Genomic DNA, 15,843 nt, shown 5'->3' on the forward strand with positions numbered 1-15,843 from the left:
CCGGGAGCAGTGCTCCCGGGGGCTGTGGTTCAGGACTGCTGGGACTCAGAAGTCGAAGCCACCGAAGTCGCCGAAGTCTCCGCCGCCGTCGCCGCCGCCCGGGTCGTCGCTGAAGTCGAAGCCACCGCCGTCGCCACCATCGCCACCGTCGCCGCCACCATCGCCGCCGCCGTCACCGCCGTCGAAGCCACCGCCGGCCATGTCGCCGTAGCCACCGCCGGCGAACATGCCGCCCAGCATGGTGCCGATGAACATACCGGTCATCACACCGCCCAGCGCACCGAACATGCCCTGCGCGTACGGCGCGTACGCCGGTCCGGCCTGCCAGTACGGGACGCGCTGCGGGCCGACCATCACCTTGCGGATGTCCGGGTCGGCGCCGGCGCGAACGCGCTCGGCGTCCGCGGCGCAGGCCGGGACCTCACGCGGCGCGCCACCGGCCGGGGACCAAGTGACGTCCTCGACCGAGGGGCCGTGCTGCGGGTTGAAGAAGCAGGACGGGCGGCGCTGCGGCAGCGGCTCGTTGTTGACCCGGGCGCGCACGCACGCCATCGCGTACCGGCCGTCCTCGAGGATCTCGATCACGTGCTTGATCTGGTCGGCCGCGGTGACCTCCGCGACCGCCGACTTGGCCGACTCGTAGGAGTCCAGCGCACTCTGGTAGTCCTGCCGGGCGCCGTCGCCGAGGTCCTTGCCGACCATGTCCAGGTCGAGGTCCTGCAACTCCTCGCCGAACTTGGTGATGTCCTCGTCCGCGGTGCGCTTGACCGACTCCAGCTCCGCCGACGTGACCTCGTCCCGCTGCTTGGTCTGCAGCTGGGTCCGGCGGTAGGAGCGGTATGCCAGTACTGCGATCACGACCACCGCGATCAGCAGAATCAGTTCCATGACGTGCCTTCCTCGACGTGCCCTCTGAAAGGTGCAGTGGGTCGAGCCTACCGAAGCGGTCCAATGTCACGTGCGTGAACAGGCGTTCACCGGTCGTCGTACCGCTCCCGCATCGCGCGACTCGCGGCCGGACCGGCGGTGAACACGTAGCGTGGCCCGTCCACCGGCTGCCCGGTGACGCGATCGACCAGCACCGGCTCGACCTCCGCGCCGGTCTCGGAGTCGATCAGGATCATCGTCCGTTCGGCCGGCGCGAGCCGCTCGTTGCCCCAGGCGGCCAGCGTGACGATCACCGGCCGCAACGACCGGCCCAGCTCGGTCAGCACGTACTCGTACCGGGCCGGGCGCTCCTGGTACTGCCGCCGCTCCAGCAGGCCGTCGTCCACGAGCGTCTTCAGCCGCGTGGTCAGCATGCTGGAGGAGATCTTCAGGTTCCGCTGGAACTCGTCGAACCGGGTGAACCCGTCGAAGGCGTCGTGCAGGATCAGCAGCGTCCACCACTCCCCGACGTGCCGCGCGGTCGTCGACAACGGGCACGCCAGGTCCTCGAGCCGGAACTGGTTCCGCATCAGCACCCCTCACTTCGATTTCCGAAGCCAGTTTAGTGGGGTGGCCTGATGGGGGAGCCGGGCCGGTGGACGCCGGCGGCCGTCAGCAGGTCGCCGACCGGGCCGTCGTGCTCCTCCAGAAGCGCGGCGACCAGGTGCGCGGTGCCGATCTCTCGTGCGTTCTCGTCGGCGGCGATCAGGTGGGCACGGGCGCGGACCCGCCGGGCCGAACCGTGCACGGGGAGCGACTGTTCGAGGGGCTGCGGCGGGTTCACGGTCGCGGCGGGCAGTAGCGAGCCGAGGTCGATTCCCCGGGCGGCGAGGACCGCGGCGCCGGTGTCGGACGAGGTTGCTTCGCCGCGGGCGGCCTGGAGCATCAGCCGGTCGAGCGACAGGACTCCGAGCAGGAGGTCGGCGGAATCCACCTCGGCGCGTCCTCGGCGTACGGCTTGACGCTTTGCCTCCCGTGCCGCTCCGAACAGCATCGACGACTCGCGGCCTCTCATCCACTGCACCAGCCACCCGGTGAAGCCACTGGGGAAGGCGCCGGTTCTCTGCAGTACGTCCTGGGCCGCGGCTTCGGGCGAGGTGCCGGCCGAGAGGTCGAGCGCGGTGGCCACCGTGGTGCGGTCGACCCGCCGGAGCCGGAGGGCCTCGACCGCACGGCAGCCGGGCAGGTCGAGCAAGGAGGCCAGGAGGTGGGACGAGGTGACGACGGGGCCGTCGGCGTGGACCGTTGCGCCACGCAGGCAAGCCCGCAGCGCAGGCGTCGCAGGGGGTGCTGCGACCTCCCGCTTCTTCCGAAGCCGGTCCGCTTCTCGCAGTACGGCGTCGGTCGACCGGTCCTGCGCGGCGTCGGGCCGGGTGGTGCCGGGTACGGCTGCTTCGACCGTGTCGGTGCTGATCCAGTCTGTTGGCTCCTGGGCAGCGAGCGTGCCCATCAAAGCGCCGGCGTCGTTCAGGCGCGGCGCCAGGGCCTTGGCGGTCGGGGTTTCGGCGTCGAGGAGGGCGAACAGCAGGTGTTCGGTGCCGGTCGCGGGGTGGCCGAGCCGGGCCGCGCGGGCCAGTGCTCGGGACAACATGCGGACTGCCTCGGTCGTGTGATCGATCTCCATGCCCCGAAGCTAGTCAGCTCGCCGCCTCCGTCGCGCCTGCCGATCGGCTCGTATCATGGCCGATCGGACAGCAGGTCGAGCCGATCGGCCCTGGCGTCCGCAGCGAGGGCCCCGAAGAATCGTCCAGGCCAGCCGACCGACGATGGAGAACTTGATGCCGACGGCCCCCAAACTCTCCGGACTCCGGACCGGACTCCGCACCGCGGTCCCCGAGCTCCGGCGCGCTGTCCCTCGTACTCGCGCCGAGCTCAGCGACGTCCCCCGTGCTGTCGTGGTGCGCGAGTGCTTGCTGGTGGCGCTCGTCGCCGCGGCAGGACTGGTTCCGGTCGCGCTCGGCGGCCCCGATCCGGTCCGGACCGTCGTCGCTGTCCTCGCCAGCAGCATCTTGTTGCTGCTGCGATCCCGCCGACCCTTGGCGGCGTTGCTCGGCACAGCACTGTTGTGCCTTCTCCCAGCCCTCTCACCCGTGCTGAGCGCGTCGATCATCGCCTTCACCGCCGGCCGCCGAGCCCGTCCGCTGTGGCGGCTGTGGCTCGTCGTCGCGGTGACGGTGGCCGTCACCCTTGCCGCCAGCCTCTGGTCGGAGGGAGAGGACCCGACCCCAGGTCTGCTCGCCTTCGGCGCGGTGGTGTCGGCCCTCCTGATCGGCGTGCCGGCCCTGGCCGGCGTCCTGCTCGGGTACCGGCGCCCCGAAACCCGTCTGCTCCGCGACCGCAACGAGTACCTCGAACGCTCGCGCACGCTGGTCGGAGCCCAGGCCCGGGCCGTCGAGCGGACCCGCATCGCGGGTGAGATGCACGACCTGCTCGGTCACCGGCTGAGCCTGATCTCCCTGCACGCGGGCGCGCTCGAACTCGCCGTGGGCAGGGACGCGCCCCAGCTGACCGGCCAGGCGGAGCTGCTGCGGACCACGGCGAGCACCGCGCTCGACGAGCTGCGGCAGATCCTCGGCCTGCTTCGGGTCGCGGCCGGACCGGCCGGCGACCTGCCGGACGGCCTCGGGACCCACACCGGGACCCGCGCCGACCTCGCCGCCTTGGTGGAGGAGTCCCGGCGCGCGGGGGTCCACGTCGAGCTGGTCTGGAACGGTGCCGATCTCGCGGAGGCCGACCCGCGCACCCGGTACGCCGTGCACCGCGCGGTCCGCGAAGGCCTGACGAACATCCACCGGCACGCCCCCGGCGCACACGCGGTGATCGACGTGCTCCGCATCGATGAGCGGATCCGGATCACCATCTCCAACGGCCCGGGCGCCGCGTCGCAACGCGCCGTACCGGGGACCCGTCGCGGGCTGGCCGGGCTGGACGAACGTATCTGTCTGCTGGGCGGTTCGATCGCGGCGGGCCCGACCCGAACCGGTGGCTTCGCGCTGACGGCCGACCTGCCCGTGCACCCGGTCGGCCCGCTGGCTGAACCCGACCTCCGCGCGCCTGGTCCCGAGCCCACGGTGATCGACGACGCCGAGGTTCTCACCCTGCCCAGGCTGCTCGGGACGGCCTGCCTGGCGCTGGTCCTCGCGGTCCCGGTCGTCCTCGCGCTGGTGATTCTGGTGATCGCCTTCGTCGTAAGGTAGGCCGGTGATCCGGGTCCTGCTGGCCGACGACGAGGCGTTGCTGCGCGCGGGCGTCCGGATGATCCTCGAGCACGCACCCGACGTCGAGGTGGTCGCCGAGGTCCCCGACGGGGTCGCGGCCGTCCGTGCCTGCCGGGAACAATCCGTCGACGTCGCGCTGCTGGACCTGCGGATGCCGGGCGGTGACGGGCTCACCGCGGCGGCCGAGATCGCCCGCCGGTTCCCGGACGTCAACGTCGTGGTGCTGACGACGTTCGGCGAGGACCGGTACGTCGCGGAGGCGCTCGCCGCCGGCGCGGTCGGCTTCCTGCTGAAGGACATCGGACCGGCCGACCTGATCCACGCGGTCCAGGTCGCCGCCCGCGGCGAGTCGATCCTGGCGCCCTCGATCGTCCGCAGACTGGTCGAACGCCACTTGGTCTCGGCGGACCGCGGTTCGGCGGCCGCGCGGCTGGCGCCCCTCACCCCGACCGAGCGCGACGTGCTGCGGCAGGTCGGCAGCGGCGCGTCGAACGCCGACATCGCCGCCGCGCTCTACCTCGGGGTCGGCACGGTGAAGGCCCACATCAGCAGGATCCTCGCCAAGCTCGGCTGCGAGAACCGCGTCCAGGCCGCGATCCTCGCCCACGAAGCCGGCCTGCTCGCCGACTGAGTCCGGCCCGCGCGGACGCGCCACGCAGGGTGGGGTCAATCCCGGGGATGTGGTCACTCTTTGCGCATAATCGGTCACAGCTGCTCATCAGCGAACAGAATTGCCGGAGGCTCTCCGATGCGTGTCACGAAATCCTTGCGCCTGACCCTGACCGCCGTGGTGGGTCTCGCTGTGCTGGTTCCCCTGGTTCACGTTCCCTGGATCGACCCCGCGCCGGCCGATGCGGTGCCCCGAGCGGTGCCGCGGTCGGCGTACGACGTCGAGCCGTCGTACCGGGAGCTGCCGTTGCGGCAGGCAACGGGGACGAAGGTCTCGAGCGCGTCGGCGCGGACCGAGTCGTTCGGGATGGTCGGGGTGACCTGGCCGGCTCGTGCCAGTTCGGCCGATGTCGAAGCCAAGATCCGTGTCCGGCGCAACGGCACCTGGGCGGCGTGGGAGCGGCTGACGGTCGAGGACGACCACGGGCCGGACGGTGCCGAGGGCAACCAGCGCCCAGACGCCCGACGATCCGGGACCGAGCCGACCTGGGTCGGGACGGCCGACGGTGTCGAGGCGGCGGTGACGACGACCGACGGTACGACGGTGCAGGACGCGAAGGTGGTCCTCATCCAGCCGGGGTTCCGGGCCGCCGACAACGATCCGCCGACCACGCCCGAGCAGCCGATCGTGCCCGAGGCCAGCCGCGCGCCGTACGCGATGCCGCGGATCGTCGGGCGGCCGGGCTGGGGTGCGGACGAGAAGCTGCGGTCGCACAACGGCGCCGCCTGCGCCAAGCCGAAGTTCACCAGCACGGTGCAGGCCGCGTTCGTGCACCACACCGCGGACACCAACAACTACACCAGCGCGCAGGTCCCGGCGATGATCCGCGGCATGTACACGTACCACGTGAAGAGCCGCGGCTGGTGCGACCTCGGCTACAACTTCCTGGTCGACAAGTTCGGCCGCGCCTGGGAGGGCCGGTACGGCGGGATGCAGCTGCCGGTGCTCGGCGCGCACACCGGTTCCTTCAACGCGAACTCCTTCGGCGTCTCGCTGATCGGCAACTTCGACAAGGTCGCGCCGACCGCCAAGATGATGGAGATGACGGCCCGGATCGTCGCCTGGAAGCTGGACGCGAACTACCGCTCCCCGCTGGCCACGGTGATCCTCGACGGCAGCAAGCTCGGCACGGTCTCCGGCCACCGCGACACCAAGGCGACCGCGTGCCCGGGCAAGAACCTGTACTCCAAACTCGGTTGGCTCAGGCAACGGGTGAACGCCCTGATGGGCAAGAGCGTGTCGACCGAGATCTACCGGCGCGCGCAGCAGCACGGCGGGTACCGGGCGATCGGGCAACCGTTCTGGGGCGAGCACCCGACCAGAACCGGCCGGGCGACGTACTTCGGTGCCCTGGACATCTACTGGTCGGCGCGCACCGGCGCGTGGTCGGTCCGCGGCGGGTTCAAGGCACAGTTCCGCAAGATCGGCCCGGACGGGTTCCTCGGGATGCCGACGGGTGAGCAGCGCAACGGCAAGATCGGTGGCAGCCGGAAACAGCCGTTCCGCAACGGCGCGCTCTACTGGTCGCCGAAGACCGGCATGTTCCCGGTCGCCGGCCTGATCTCCCGCACGTACGGCGCGCTCGGCGCGGAGGGTTCACGCCTCGGCCTGCCGACGTCGGGCATCTACAAGGTCAACGGTGGCCAGCAGCAACGGTTCCAGCACGGCACGCTCACCTCGAGCACTCGCACCCAGAAGGTCTACATCTCGTGAGAACCCACATCGGACGACACAGCATCGTGGTCGCCCTGGTCGCGGCGACGTTGCCGAGCGGACTGGCGGTCGCGCAGCAAGGCGCCGTACCGGCCGAGCCCGAGGCGACGACGCAGACGATCACCGGGCGCGGCTTCGGCCACGGCCGCGGCATGTCCCAGTACGGCGCGCAGGGCGCGGCCCTGGCCGGCAAGAACGTCAAACAGATCCTCGACTTCTACTACCCCGGTACGGCGGTCGGCAAGGCCACCGGCAGCATCCGGATCCGGGTCACCGCCGACAGCACCGACGGCGTACGGGTCAACTCGGTCAGCGGCCTGAAGGTGCGGGACTTCAAGGCGAACAAGGTCTACACGTTGCCGGTGGCATCGAACCGGAACCAGTGGTCGATCGACCCGCACGGCGACCAGGGCACGCAGGTCCGCTCGTTCGATGCGAAGAAGCGGACCTGGTCACTGTGGCGGACGCTCGGCGGCATGGCCCAGTTCGAGGGGCCGGCGGTGACCGGGCTGATCCTGCCGAGCGGTGCTCAGGTGAAGTACCGCGGCGCGTTGCGGGCGGTCAACGTCGCCGGCGCGCACCTGGACACGGTCAACGTCCTGCCGCTGGAGGCCTACCTGCGCGGCGTGGTGCCGCGCGAGGCGATCACCAGCTGGCGACCGGCCGCGCTGCAGGCGCAGTCCGTTGCCGCGCGCACCTATGCGGCGTACTACCGCAAGCGTTTCCCGAGCCGGACCTACGACCTGTGCGACACGATCTCGTGCCAGGTGTACGGCGGCTACTCGTCGGAGAAGACGTCGACCAACAACGCGATCGCGGCCACGGCCGGGCAGGTCCGGCTCTACCGGAACACCCCGATCGTCGCCGAGTTCTCCTCCTCCAACGGTGGCGCGACGACGGCCGGCACGGTGGCGTACCAGGTCGCCAAGGCGGACAGCTGGGACGCCTACCCGGGCAACAAGAACCCGAACGTCAACTGGTCGACGACCCGGACGAGCGCCCAGCTGCAGAAGGCGTTCGGGGTCGGCAAGCTGAAGGGCGTCTCGATCAGCCGGCGGACCGGGCTCGGGCCGGGCGGTGGCCGGGTGACCCGCGTGGTCGCGACCGGCGCGGCCGGGACGCGCGCGTTCACCGGAGATCAGGTGCGGGCGAACCTGAATCTCAAGTCCGCCTGGTTCGTCTTCGGCGGTTGATATACCAGGGATTGAACTCTTGACGCTGTGCTCCGTGGGCGGTTAGAACGTGACATCGATGTCAGCCGCAGCCGCCCCTGAAGGAGTGCTCGATGCGCAGAAGAATTGGTATATCAACTAAGGCCTTTGCCGGGATTCTCGCGGTGGCGATGGTCGGCGCCCTGCACGCGCCCGGTGCCGAGGCCGCCCCGGCCGGCGAGCCGAGCGGCGGACATCCCGGCGGCGCCGCGGCGCGCGCCAACACGTCGTACCAGGCGTTGAACAAGTACTTCGCCGCCGGGCCCGGGCTGCTGCTGGAGGAGTACCCGAACGAGCAGGACAACCCCTACTCCTACGTCTGGCCGTACTCCCAGGGCGCGGTCGCGGCGGAGAACCTCGCGGGTATCCCCGGCTCGGGCCGGAAGGCAGCCGCGGAGGCGGAGCGCCGGCTGGACGGGTACAAGCCGTACTGGAACGCCGGGACGACGCCGAAGGGCTACGACTCCTACCTGCGGCCGCCGCTCGGCCAGGGCGGCGACAAGTTCTACGACGACAACGAGTGGATCGGGCTGAACCTGATCCAGCACTACCAGCGGACTGGTGACCGCTCGTCGCTGAAGCGGGCGAAGGAGATCTTCGCGCTCGTCGTGCACGGCTGGGACACCGATCCGGCGCACCCGTGCGCGGGCGGCGTCTACTGGACCCAGGCGCCGTGGAGCCAGGACCGGAACACGATCTCGAACGGTCCGGGCGCGGAGCTCGGCGCGCACCTGTACCTGCTGACCCGCGACAAGTCGTACCTGACCTGGGCGCAGAAGATGTACGAGTGGGCGCGGACCTGCATGCTCGCGCCGAACGGCCTGTACTGGGACAACATCAACCTGGCCGGAACGGTCGAGAAGACCCAGTGGAGCTACAACCAGGGCGTGATGCTGGGCGCCGGAACCCTGCTGTACAAGGCGACGGGCCAGAAGCGCTACCTGACCGAGGCGAAGGCGCTCGCGAACGCGTCGCTGGCCTTCTACGGCAGCGAGGACCGGCTCTGGAAGCAGCCGACCCGCTTCAACGCGATCTGGTTCAAGAACCTGCTGATCCTGGACTCGGTCACCCACGACCCGCGCTACACCGCGGTGATGAAGGCCTACTCGGCCCGCGCCTGGTCCGAGGTCCGCGACCCCGCCACCGGCCTGTTCCATTTCGCCGAAGGCCCGGTCCAGCTCCTCGAGCAGGCCGGCATGGTCCAGATCGACTCACTGCTCGCCTGGCCCCGCAGCCGCTACAACAAGCTGGCCTGACCCTCCCAACCGCATTTCGGGGGTTAACCCCCGCGCTTGTGGGTTCTACTGGTGCATGCAGCCGTAGAACCCACAACGCACGGGGTTAACCTGCAAAATGGGGCCTGGGGATTGGGCCTGCAAAAAGGGGGGGGGGCCGGGGATGGGTTAGTTCTTCAGGGTCGGGGTGGTGGTGGCCGCCGTGATGCGCACCTCGGTGGCGGGCTTGCCGTCGCCGGGGCCGCCGTCGGCACTCGGGACCACGCCGGCGTTGGCGACCTTGTCGACGGCCGTCAGGCCGGCGGCGTCGAGGGTGCCGAAGGCCGTGTACGCCGGGTCGAGGCCGGAGCCGTCGCCGTACACGATGAAGAACTGGCTGCCGTTGGTGTTCGCGCCGGAGTTGGCCATCGCGAGCGTGCCGCGGCCGTACTTCAGCTCGGGGAAGACCTCGTCCTTGAAGCTGTAACCGGGGCCGCCGCGGCCGTCGCCGCCCGGGTCGCCGCACTGCAGGACCTGCAGGCCCTCGCCGACGGTGAGCCGGTGGCAGACGGTGTTGTCGAAGTACTTCTGGTCCACCAGGCTGACGAAGCTGTTCACCGTGCAGGGCGCGAGCGCGCTGTCCAGGGTCAGTCCGAGGTTGCCGACGCTGGTCTTCAGCGTGACCTCCGTCGTACCGCTGGCCTTGACCTTGCCGTTGGCCGGCGCGTTCACCTTCTTCGCCGCCGGACCGCCCTTGGTGTAGCTGCAGTCGACCTCGGCCGGCAGCGCGGTCGGCCGCTTCAGCGGCGCCGCGAGCGCGGTCGGGATCGAGACCGGCTTGTTGCCCGGACCGGCCTCCGACGGCAGCGAGCTCGGGGTGTCACCCGCGACCGGGGTCTCCTTGGTGCCGGTGTTCGCGGCGATCAGGACGACGCCGACGATCACGACGACCACGGACACGATCGCGGCGATGGTGATCCCCACCATCCGCCGCTGCTTGGCCCGCTCGGCTGCCCGCTCCGCCTGCCGTTGCGCCTTGCGCGCGGCGAGCTGCTGCTCGTGGGTCTTCTTGGACATCGCACTCCTCACCTGGAACGGGCCAACGCTGCAGGGAACCTACAACCAAACCCTGAGAAACACCTGTTAACTGCGCGGGTCGTACGCCTCGGGGCCGCCGTTGGCGTTCACGTAGAGGGAGTAGAGCGACGTGGTCGCGGTCAGGAACAGGCGGTTGCGCTTGGCGCCGCCGAAGCACAGGTTGGAGACGATCTCGGGGACGAGCAGCTTGCCGAGCAGGGTCGCGTCCGGGGCGTAGACGTGCACGCCGTCGGCGGCCGCGCCCCAGACGCGGCCGGCGGTGTCGAGCCGGATCCCGTCGAAGGCGCCGTTGCCGCACTCGGCGAACACCTCGCCGCCGGACAGCGCCGTACCGTCGTTCACCACGTCGAAGACCCGGATGGTGGCCTCCTCGGTGTCGGAGACGTAGAGCTTCGCGCCGTCGGCCGAGAAGACCAGCCCGTTCGGCCGGTTGAAGTCGTCGGCGACCTTCGTGATCGCACCGTCCGGGGCGATCCGGTAGACGTGGCAGCCCTCGGTCTCGATCTCGGCCTGGTGGCCTTCGTAGTCGCTGTCGATCCCGTACGCCGGGTCGGTGAACCAGACCGAGCCGTCCGGCCGCACGACGACGTCGTTCGGGCTGTTCAGCCGGTGCCCTTCGAAGCCGTCGGCAAGGACCCGGACGGATCCGTCGTGCCCGGTCCGGGTGACCCGGCGGGTGCCGTGCTCGCAGCTGACCAGCCGACCCTCGGTGTCCCGGGTGTGCCCGTTGGTGTTGCCGGCCGGCTCGCGGTAGGCCGACACCTGGTACGACGTCTCGTCCCAGCGCAGGATCCGGTCGTTGGGGATGTCGCTGAACAGCACGTACCGCCCCTGCGGGGAGTAGACCGGTCCCTCCAGCCAGCGCCCACCGGTCCACAGCCGCTCGAGGTGCTTGTCCCCCAGCGGACCGTTCCACCGATCGTCGAGCTTCTCCCAGACAGCGGGAACAGTTCCGGCCAGCGGCTCGAGCAGGGACATCCGCACTCCTCACGATCGGGTGACAGCGTGGTCACCCGCGATCGTACGGCGCCCGCGCCCCGTCCGTCGTGATCAGCCAGGACCAGACCGACGTCGTCGCGGTGACGAACAACCGGTTCCGCTTCGGCCCGCCGAAGCACAGGTTGGACACCACGTCGGGCAGCAGCAGCTTGCCGATCAACGTGCCGTCCGGGTCGAACACGTGCACGCCCTCGTGCGTCGCGGCCCAGACCCGGCCCTCGGCGTCCAGCCGGATCCCGTCGAACCTCCCCGCCGTACAAGGCGCGAACACGTCGCCGCCGGTCAGCCCGTCGCCCTTCACGTCGAACCGGCGGATGTGCTTCTCCGGGGTGTCGACGACGTACAGCTGGGTCTCGTCCCGCGAGAAGGCCAAGCCGTTCGGCCGGACGAAGTCGTCGGCGACGACGGTCAGTTCGCCGCCGGGGGAGATCCGGTAGACGTGGCAGCCGTCGACCTCCTGCTCGGCCCGGCGCCCCTCGTAGTTCGAGGTGATCCCGTACGGCGGGTCGGTGAACCAGATCGATCCGTCGCGCTTCACGACGACGTCGTTCGGGCTGTTCAGCCGCCGGCCGCCGAGGTGGGAGGCGAGGACCGTCCGCGAGCCGTCGTGCTCGGTCCGGACGACCTGCCGGTCGCCCTGGGAGCAGCTGATCAGGCGACCCTGAGCGTCGAGCGTGTTGCCGTTGACGTTGCCCGACGGCTCCCGGAAGACGCTGACCCGGCCGGACTGCTCGTCCCAGCGCAGCAGCCGGTCGTTGGGGATGTCGCTGAACACCAGCGAGCGCCAGGCGGGGACGTAGACGGGTCCTTCCAGCCAGCGGCCGGCGTCGTACAGGCGTTCCAGGTACTCGTCGCCGGCGATCTTGGCGAACCGTTCGTCCAGCGTGACTAGCTCTGCTTTCATTGAATGACCTCCTGTTAAAGTTCTAATCGACAGGTTCTGATTCGGCAAGGGGCTTTGATGACTGTAGATGATGTCGATCGGCGGTTGCTGGCGTTGCTGCAGGAGGACGCGACGCAGTCGTACGCCGTACTGGGTGAAGCGGTCGGGTTGTCCGCGGGCGCCGCGCACGAGCGGGTGCGGAAGCTGAAGGCGGCAGGGGTGATCCGGCGGACGACGATCGCCGTGGATCCGGCGGCGCTCGGGCTCGGCGTGCTGGCGTACGTCCTGCTGGACGCCGACACCTGGATGGGCGACCAGCGGGGCGCCCTGGAGGCGATCGGCGCGGTCGAGGAGGCGCACGTCATCGCGGGGCCCGCGTCGGTGCTGGTCAAGGTCCGGGCGGGGACCACCGAGGAGCTCCAGCAGACCCTGCGCGCGCTCCACCAGGTGGACGGCGTGACCAGTACTCAGACAGTTGTCGTGCTGGAGTCGTTCTTCGAGCGGCCGCCCGCCGTGGTGTGACGCACAACCTGCCTTCCGGTGAGTAACTTCGTCCTACACTCAGGCGACGCCGAAGGGAGATCTGCTGTGTCGGACAGCAAGAAGATCAGTAAGGTCCTGGTCGCCAACCGGGGCGAGATCGCCGTCCGGGTCGTGCGCGCCGCCGCCGACGCCGGGCTGGGCAGCGTCGCCGTGTACGCCGAACCGGACCGCGACGCGCTGTTCGTCCGGCTCGCCGACGAGGCGTACTCGCTGGACGGCGCCACGCCGGCCGACTCGTACCTGAACATCGCCAAGATCCTCGACGTCGCGGCCCGCTCCGGCGCGGACGCGGTGCACCCGGGCTACGGCTTCCTGGCCGAGAACGCCGAGTTCGCCCAGGCCGTGCTCGACGCCGGCCTGATCTGGATCGGCCCGCCGCCGTCCGCGATCGACTCGCTCGGCGACAAGGTCAAGGCCCGGCACATCGCCGAGAAGGTCGGCGCCCCGCAGGTCCCCGGCACGCCGAACCCGGTCGCCGGGGCCGACGAGGTCGTTGCCTTCGCGCAGGAGTACGGGCTGCCGATCGCGATCAAGGCGGCGTACGGCGGTGGCGGCCGCGGGATGAAGGTCGCGCGCACGCTCGAGGAGGTCCCGGAGCTGTTCGAGTCCGCGACCCGCGAGGCGATCAGCGCGTTCGGCCGCGGCGAGTGTTTCGTCGAGCGGTACCTGGACAAGCCGCGGCACGTCGAGACCCAGTGCCTGGCCGATGCCCACGGCAACGTTGTCGTGGTGTCGACGCGCGACTGCTCGCTGCAGCGCCGGTACCAGAAGCTGGTCGAGGAGGCGCCCGCGCCGTTCCTGACCGACGAGCAGCTGGAGACGCTCTACACGTCGTCCAAGGCGATCCTGCGCGAGGCCGGCTACGTCGGTGCCGGGACGTGCGAGTTCCTGGTCGGGCAGGACGGGCTGATCTCGTTCCTCGAGGTGAACACGCGGCTGCAGGTCGAGCACCCGGTCTCCGAGGAGGTCACCGGGCTGGACCTGGTCCGCGAGATGTTCCGGATCGCCGACGGCGAGGAGCTCGGGTACGACGACCCGGCCGTGTCCGGGCACTCGATCGAGTTCCGGATCAACGCCGAGGACGGCGGCCGCGGCTTCCTGCCGGCGCCCGGCACGCTGACCCGCTGGCACCCGCCGTCCGGGCCGGGCGTCCGGCTCGACGGTGGGTACGACGAGGGCGAGACGGTTCCCGGGTCGTTCGACTCGCTGGTGGCCAAGCTGATCGTCACCGGGCGGGACCGCAAGCAGGCGCTGGAGCGCTCGCGGCGCGCGCTGAAGGAGTTCGTCGTCGAGGGCATGCCGACGGTGATCCCGTTCCACGCGACCGTGGTCAGCGACCCGGCGTTCGTCGGGGACGACGGGTTCAGGGTGCACACGCGCTGGATCGAGACCGAGTTCGACAACCAGATCCCGCCGTACGACGGACCTGCCGGGAGCGCCGAGGACGGCGAGCGGGAGAAGGTCACCGTCGAGGTCGGCGGCAAGCGGCTCGAGGTCGTGCTGCCTGCGGGGCTGGGTGCTTCGGCCGTCGCCGGTGGTGGTTCCGGGGCGAAGAAGAAGCCGGCCAAGCGCGCTGGCGGGAGCGGGAAGTCGGCCGCCTCCGGGGACTCGCTGACCTCGCCGATGCAGGGCACGATCGTCAAGATCGCCGTCGAGGAAGGCGCGACGGTGGCCGAGGGCGACCTGGTCGTCGTACTGGAGGCGATGAAGATGGAGCAGCCGCTGAACGCCCACAAGGCCGGGACGGTCACCGGGCTGACGGCCGAGGTCGGCGCGACGGTGGCCGCGGGTGCGGCGATCTGCGAGATCAAGGACTGACGGCAACGCGACGGCCCCGCTCCTCGACGAGGTGCGGGGCCGTTCGTCGTACGGTGCTGCTAGAGCTTCTTGATCTGGTCGATGATGGTGAAGATCGCCAGGAAGCCGAAGGCCAGGAACGCGAAGGCCAGGACGGCGGTGCGGACCGCGGTGATGCGGATGGGGGCCGGCAGGGCGCGGGAGTTCATCCACCACAGCAGGCCGGAGTAGACGAACATCATCGTGCCGGCGGTGCAGGCCGAGATCACCAGCAGGACCAGCGGCTGGTCGAGACCCGCGAGCAGGACGATGATGCCGAAGGCAACCAGGCCCCAGACGAGCCAGAAGTACAGCTTGGACTCGGTCACCGGCGACTCGCGCAGGTAACGGGCCTTGATCATGTCCGAGGCCAGTCGCGAGGTGTAGTCGACGATGCCGGCCGCCGCCGCGAACAGGCTGAACGCGCCGATCGCCCAGAACAGGTAGCCGAACCAGCCGCCGACCAGCGCCTGCAGGTTGACGCCCTCGATCTTCAGGAAGCCGATGCTGTTCGTCACCGACTCGTCGCCGAACAGCGTCGCGTGCGCGAGCATCGACGTGAACAGGATCGTCGCCACGGTGATCAGCACGAACGTCAGCGCCTGCTCGAGGTTGGTGAACTTCCACCAGCGCTTCCAGCGCGCCAGGTTCTCCTCGTTCGGCGGGAACGTGTAGCCGTTGGCGTGCGGGTCGGCGGCCTTCTCACCGGTCACCGGCGACGTCAGCCGCGGCACGTGCACGCCCATCCCGAAGCCCTTGTCGCGGATCCAGTTGCTCTGGCACAGGTTCTGCCCGCCGCCGGCCCCGGCGTACGCGATCGCGCCCATCATCAGCGCGAAGCCGAGCTGGTCGACCGGGAACTCCGGCGCGGTGACGGCGTCGCCGAGCGCGCTGTAGGTCTTGCCGCGGATCGCGAAGATCAGCGCCAGGACGACGAGCAGCGCGACCGCCGCGATCTTCACGAAGATCAGCCGCTCGAGCATCACGTAGACCACCGGCGCGAGCGTCAGGATCAGGCCGATCACGACCAGGATGCCGATCGCGATCCAGCGCGGGTCGCCGGCGCCGAACAGGTAGGTCAGCATCGACGCCGAGCTGGTCGCCCAGCCGGGCCAGAGGTTCGCGAAGTACGTCATGATCGCGAAGAACAGGCCCCAGTGCTTGCCGTAGCGGTTGAAGCCGGTCAACGCTGTCTCACCAGTGGCCAGCGTGTACCGCTCGATCTCCATGTTCAGGAACCACTGGATCGCGACCCCGACGACGGCGCCCCAGAGAAAGACCAGGCCGACCTGCGACGAGATGTACGGCCAGAGGATGAACTCGCCGGAGGCCAGTCCGACCCCGGCGCCGACCATGCCCGGGCCGACGATCCGCCAGGTGTTGGTCGGTGGTTCGGGCAGGTCGCGGACCTGCGGCGCGGGCAGGTTCTTGGTGGGCAGGTTGAAGCTGTGCGGTGTGGACGTGGTGTCTGCCATGGGCTCCTCGCTCCCGGTCGACCCCCGATCATCCGGACAGTAGCGAAGGTTGGCCG

The 15,843-nt window shown here is 70.2% G+C and carries 14 protein-coding genes; 7 read left to right on the forward strand and 7 right to left on the reverse strand.

What is annotated here, in order from left to right; genetic code table 11:
• Positions 1 to 45: 45 nt before the first annotated feature.
• The 3 genes from ACLQ2O_RS31645 to ACLQ2O_RS31655 all read right to left on the reverse strand — a co-directional run bounded on the left by ACLQ2O_RS31645 (position 46) and on the right by ACLQ2O_RS31655 (position 2,551).
• Positions 46 to 888, reverse strand: coding sequence for a hypothetical protein (locus ACLQ2O_RS31645; RefSeq protein ID WP_425838779.1), 843 nt, complete (start codon positions 886 to 888; stop codon positions 46 to 48).
• Between the two features lie 86 nt (positions 889 to 974).
• Positions 975 to 1,457 carry a winged helix-turn-helix transcriptional regulator gene (locus tag ACLQ2O_RS31650; protein ID WP_425838782.1) on the reverse strand — a complete coding sequence of 161 codons (483 nt, stop codon included), beginning with the start codon at positions 1,455 to 1,457 and terminating at the stop codon, positions 975 to 977.
• A 32-nt stretch (positions 1,458 to 1,489) separates the two neighbouring features.
• Positions 1,490 to 2,551 carry a Clp protease N-terminal domain-containing protein gene (locus ACLQ2O_RS31655; protein ID WP_425838785.1) on the reverse strand — a complete coding sequence of 354 codons (1,062 nt, stop codon included), beginning with the start codon at positions 2,549 to 2,551 and terminating at the stop codon, positions 1,490 to 1,492.
• A gap of 154 nt (positions 2,552 to 2,705) precedes the next feature.
• Between ACLQ2O_RS31655 and ACLQ2O_RS31660 the strand changes: the two genes are divergently transcribed.
• From ACLQ2O_RS31660 to ACLQ2O_RS31680, 5 genes are all read left to right on the forward strand, one after another.
• Positions 2,706 to 4,124 carry a sensor histidine kinase gene (locus ACLQ2O_RS31660; RefSeq protein WP_425838788.1) on the forward strand — a complete coding sequence of 473 codons (1,419 nt, stop codon included), beginning with the start codon at positions 2,706 to 2,708 and terminating at the stop codon, positions 4,122 to 4,124.
• Between the two features lie 4 nt (positions 4,125 to 4,128).
• The gene (locus ACLQ2O_RS31665) at positions 4,129 to 4,776 is read left to right on the forward strand and encodes a response regulator transcription factor (protein ID WP_425838791.1); all 648 of its coding nucleotides are present in this window, start codon (positions 4,129 to 4,131) and stop codon (positions 4,774 to 4,776) included.
• 117 nt (positions 4,777 to 4,893) lie between these two features.
• The gene (locus ACLQ2O_RS31670) at positions 4,894 to 6,528 is read left to right on the forward strand and encodes an N-acetylmuramoyl-L-alanine amidase (RefSeq protein ID WP_425838794.1); all 1,635 of its coding nucleotides are present in this window, start codon (positions 4,894 to 4,896) and stop codon (positions 6,526 to 6,528) included.
• Positions 6,525 to 7,721, forward strand: a complete 1,197-nt coding sequence (locus ACLQ2O_RS31675) for a SpoIID/LytB domain-containing protein (RefSeq protein WP_425838796.1) — start codon at positions 6,525 to 6,527, stop codon at positions 7,719 to 7,721. The genes ACLQ2O_RS31670 and ACLQ2O_RS31675 overlap by 4 nt, the downstream gene beginning before the upstream one ends.
• Positions 7,722 to 7,813: 92 nt before the next feature.
• Positions 7,814 to 8,995, forward strand: a complete 1,182-nt coding sequence (locus tag ACLQ2O_RS31680) for a glycoside hydrolase family 76 protein (protein WP_425838798.1) — start codon at positions 7,814 to 7,816, stop codon at positions 8,993 to 8,995.
• Positions 8,996 to 9,142: 147 nt separating this feature from the next.
• Here ACLQ2O_RS31680 and ACLQ2O_RS31685 read toward each other — a convergent pair whose 3' ends face one another.
• The 3 genes from ACLQ2O_RS31685 to ACLQ2O_RS31695 all read right to left on the reverse strand — a co-directional run bounded on the left by ACLQ2O_RS31685 (position 9,143) and on the right by ACLQ2O_RS31695 (position 11,954).
• Positions 9,143 to 10,030, reverse strand: coding sequence for a peptidylprolyl isomerase (locus ACLQ2O_RS31685; protein ID WP_425838801.1), 888 nt, complete (start codon positions 10,028 to 10,030; stop codon positions 9,143 to 9,145).
• Positions 10,031 to 10,096: 66 nt separating this feature from the next.
• Entirely contained in the window at positions 10,097 to 11,029 is a 933-nt protein-coding gene (locus tag ACLQ2O_RS31690) for an SMP-30/gluconolactonase/LRE family protein (protein ID WP_425838804.1), read from the reverse strand.
• Between the two features lie 31 nt (positions 11,030 to 11,060).
• On the reverse strand, positions 11,061 to 11,954 hold the full coding sequence (locus ACLQ2O_RS31695; RefSeq protein ID WP_425838807.1) for an SMP-30/gluconolactonase/LRE family protein: 894 nt from the start codon (positions 11,952 to 11,954) through the stop codon (positions 11,061 to 11,063).
• A 57-nt stretch (positions 11,955 to 12,011) separates the two neighbouring features.
• On the opposite strand from ACLQ2O_RS31695, the gene ACLQ2O_RS31700 reads away from it, so the two are divergent.
• Together ACLQ2O_RS31700 and ACLQ2O_RS31705 are read left to right on the forward strand one after the other, a co-directional pair.
• Complete coding sequence (locus ACLQ2O_RS31700; protein ID WP_425838810.1) at positions 12,012 to 12,455, forward strand: Lrp/AsnC family transcriptional regulator; 444 nt, start codon at positions 12,012 to 12,014, stop codon at positions 12,453 to 12,455.
• A 66-nt stretch (positions 12,456 to 12,521) separates the two neighbouring features.
• Complete coding sequence (locus tag ACLQ2O_RS31705) at positions 12,522 to 14,294, forward strand: biotin carboxylase N-terminal domain-containing protein (RefSeq protein WP_425838813.1); 1,773 nt, start codon at positions 12,522 to 12,524, stop codon at positions 14,292 to 14,294.
• A 59-nt stretch (positions 14,295 to 14,353) separates the two neighbouring features.
• Here ACLQ2O_RS31705 and ACLQ2O_RS31710 read toward each other — a convergent pair whose 3' ends face one another.
• Positions 14,354 to 15,787 carry an Nramp family divalent metal transporter gene (locus ACLQ2O_RS31710; RefSeq protein ID WP_425838816.1) on the reverse strand — a complete coding sequence of 478 codons (1,434 nt, stop codon included), beginning with the start codon at positions 15,785 to 15,787 and terminating at the stop codon, positions 14,354 to 14,356.
• Positions 15,788 to 15,843: the final 56 nt, after the last annotated feature.

The organism is Kribbella sp. DT2 (genome assembly GCF_049844575.1).
In the GTDB taxonomy this organism is placed as follows: Bacteria; Actinomycetota; Actinomycetes; order Propionibacteriales; family Kribbellaceae; genus Kribbella.

Excerpts from the sequence above, each read along its gene's own strand:
- ACLQ2O_RS31645 (WP_425838779.1), bottom strand. The coding sequence starts at position 888 with ATGGAACTGATTCTGCTGATCGCGGTGGTCGTGATCGCAGTACTGGCA.
- ACLQ2O_RS31650 (WP_425838782.1), bottom strand. The coding sequence starts at position 1,457 with ATGCGGAACCAGTTCCGGCTCGAGGACCTGGCGTGCCCGTTGTCGACG.
- ACLQ2O_RS31655 (WP_425838785.1), bottom strand. The coding sequence starts at position 2,551 with ATGGAGATCGATCACACGACCGAGGCAGTCCGCATGTTGTCCCGAGCA.
- ACLQ2O_RS31660 (WP_425838788.1), top strand. The coding sequence starts at position 2,706 with ATGCCGACGGCCCCCAAACTCTCCGGACTCCGGACCGGACTCCGCACC.
- ACLQ2O_RS31670 (WP_425838794.1), top strand. The coding sequence starts at position 4,894 with ATGCGTGTCACGAAATCCTTGCGCCTGACCCTGACCGCCGTGGTGGGT.
- ACLQ2O_RS31680 (WP_425838798.1), top strand. The coding sequence starts at position 7,814 with ATGCGCAGAAGAATTGGTATATCAACTAAGGCCTTTGCCGGGATTCTC.
- ACLQ2O_RS31685 (WP_425838801.1), bottom strand. The coding sequence starts at position 10,030 with ATGTCCAAGAAGACCCACGAGCAGCAGCTCGCCGCGCGCAAGGCGCAA.
- ACLQ2O_RS31690 (WP_425838804.1), bottom strand. The coding sequence starts at position 11,029 with ATGTCCCTGCTCGAGCCGCTGGCCGGAACTGTTCCCGCTGTCTGGGAG.
- ACLQ2O_RS31695 (WP_425838807.1), bottom strand. The coding sequence starts at position 11,954 with ATGAAAGCAGAGCTAGTCACGCTGGACGAACGGTTCGCCAAGATCGCC.
- ACLQ2O_RS31700 (WP_425838810.1), top strand. The coding sequence starts at position 12,012 with ATGACTGTAGATGATGTCGATCGGCGGTTGCTGGCGTTGCTGCAGGAG.
- ACLQ2O_RS31710 (WP_425838816.1), bottom strand. The coding sequence starts at position 15,787 with ATGGCAGACACCACGTCCACACCGCACAGCTTCAACCTGCCCACCAAG.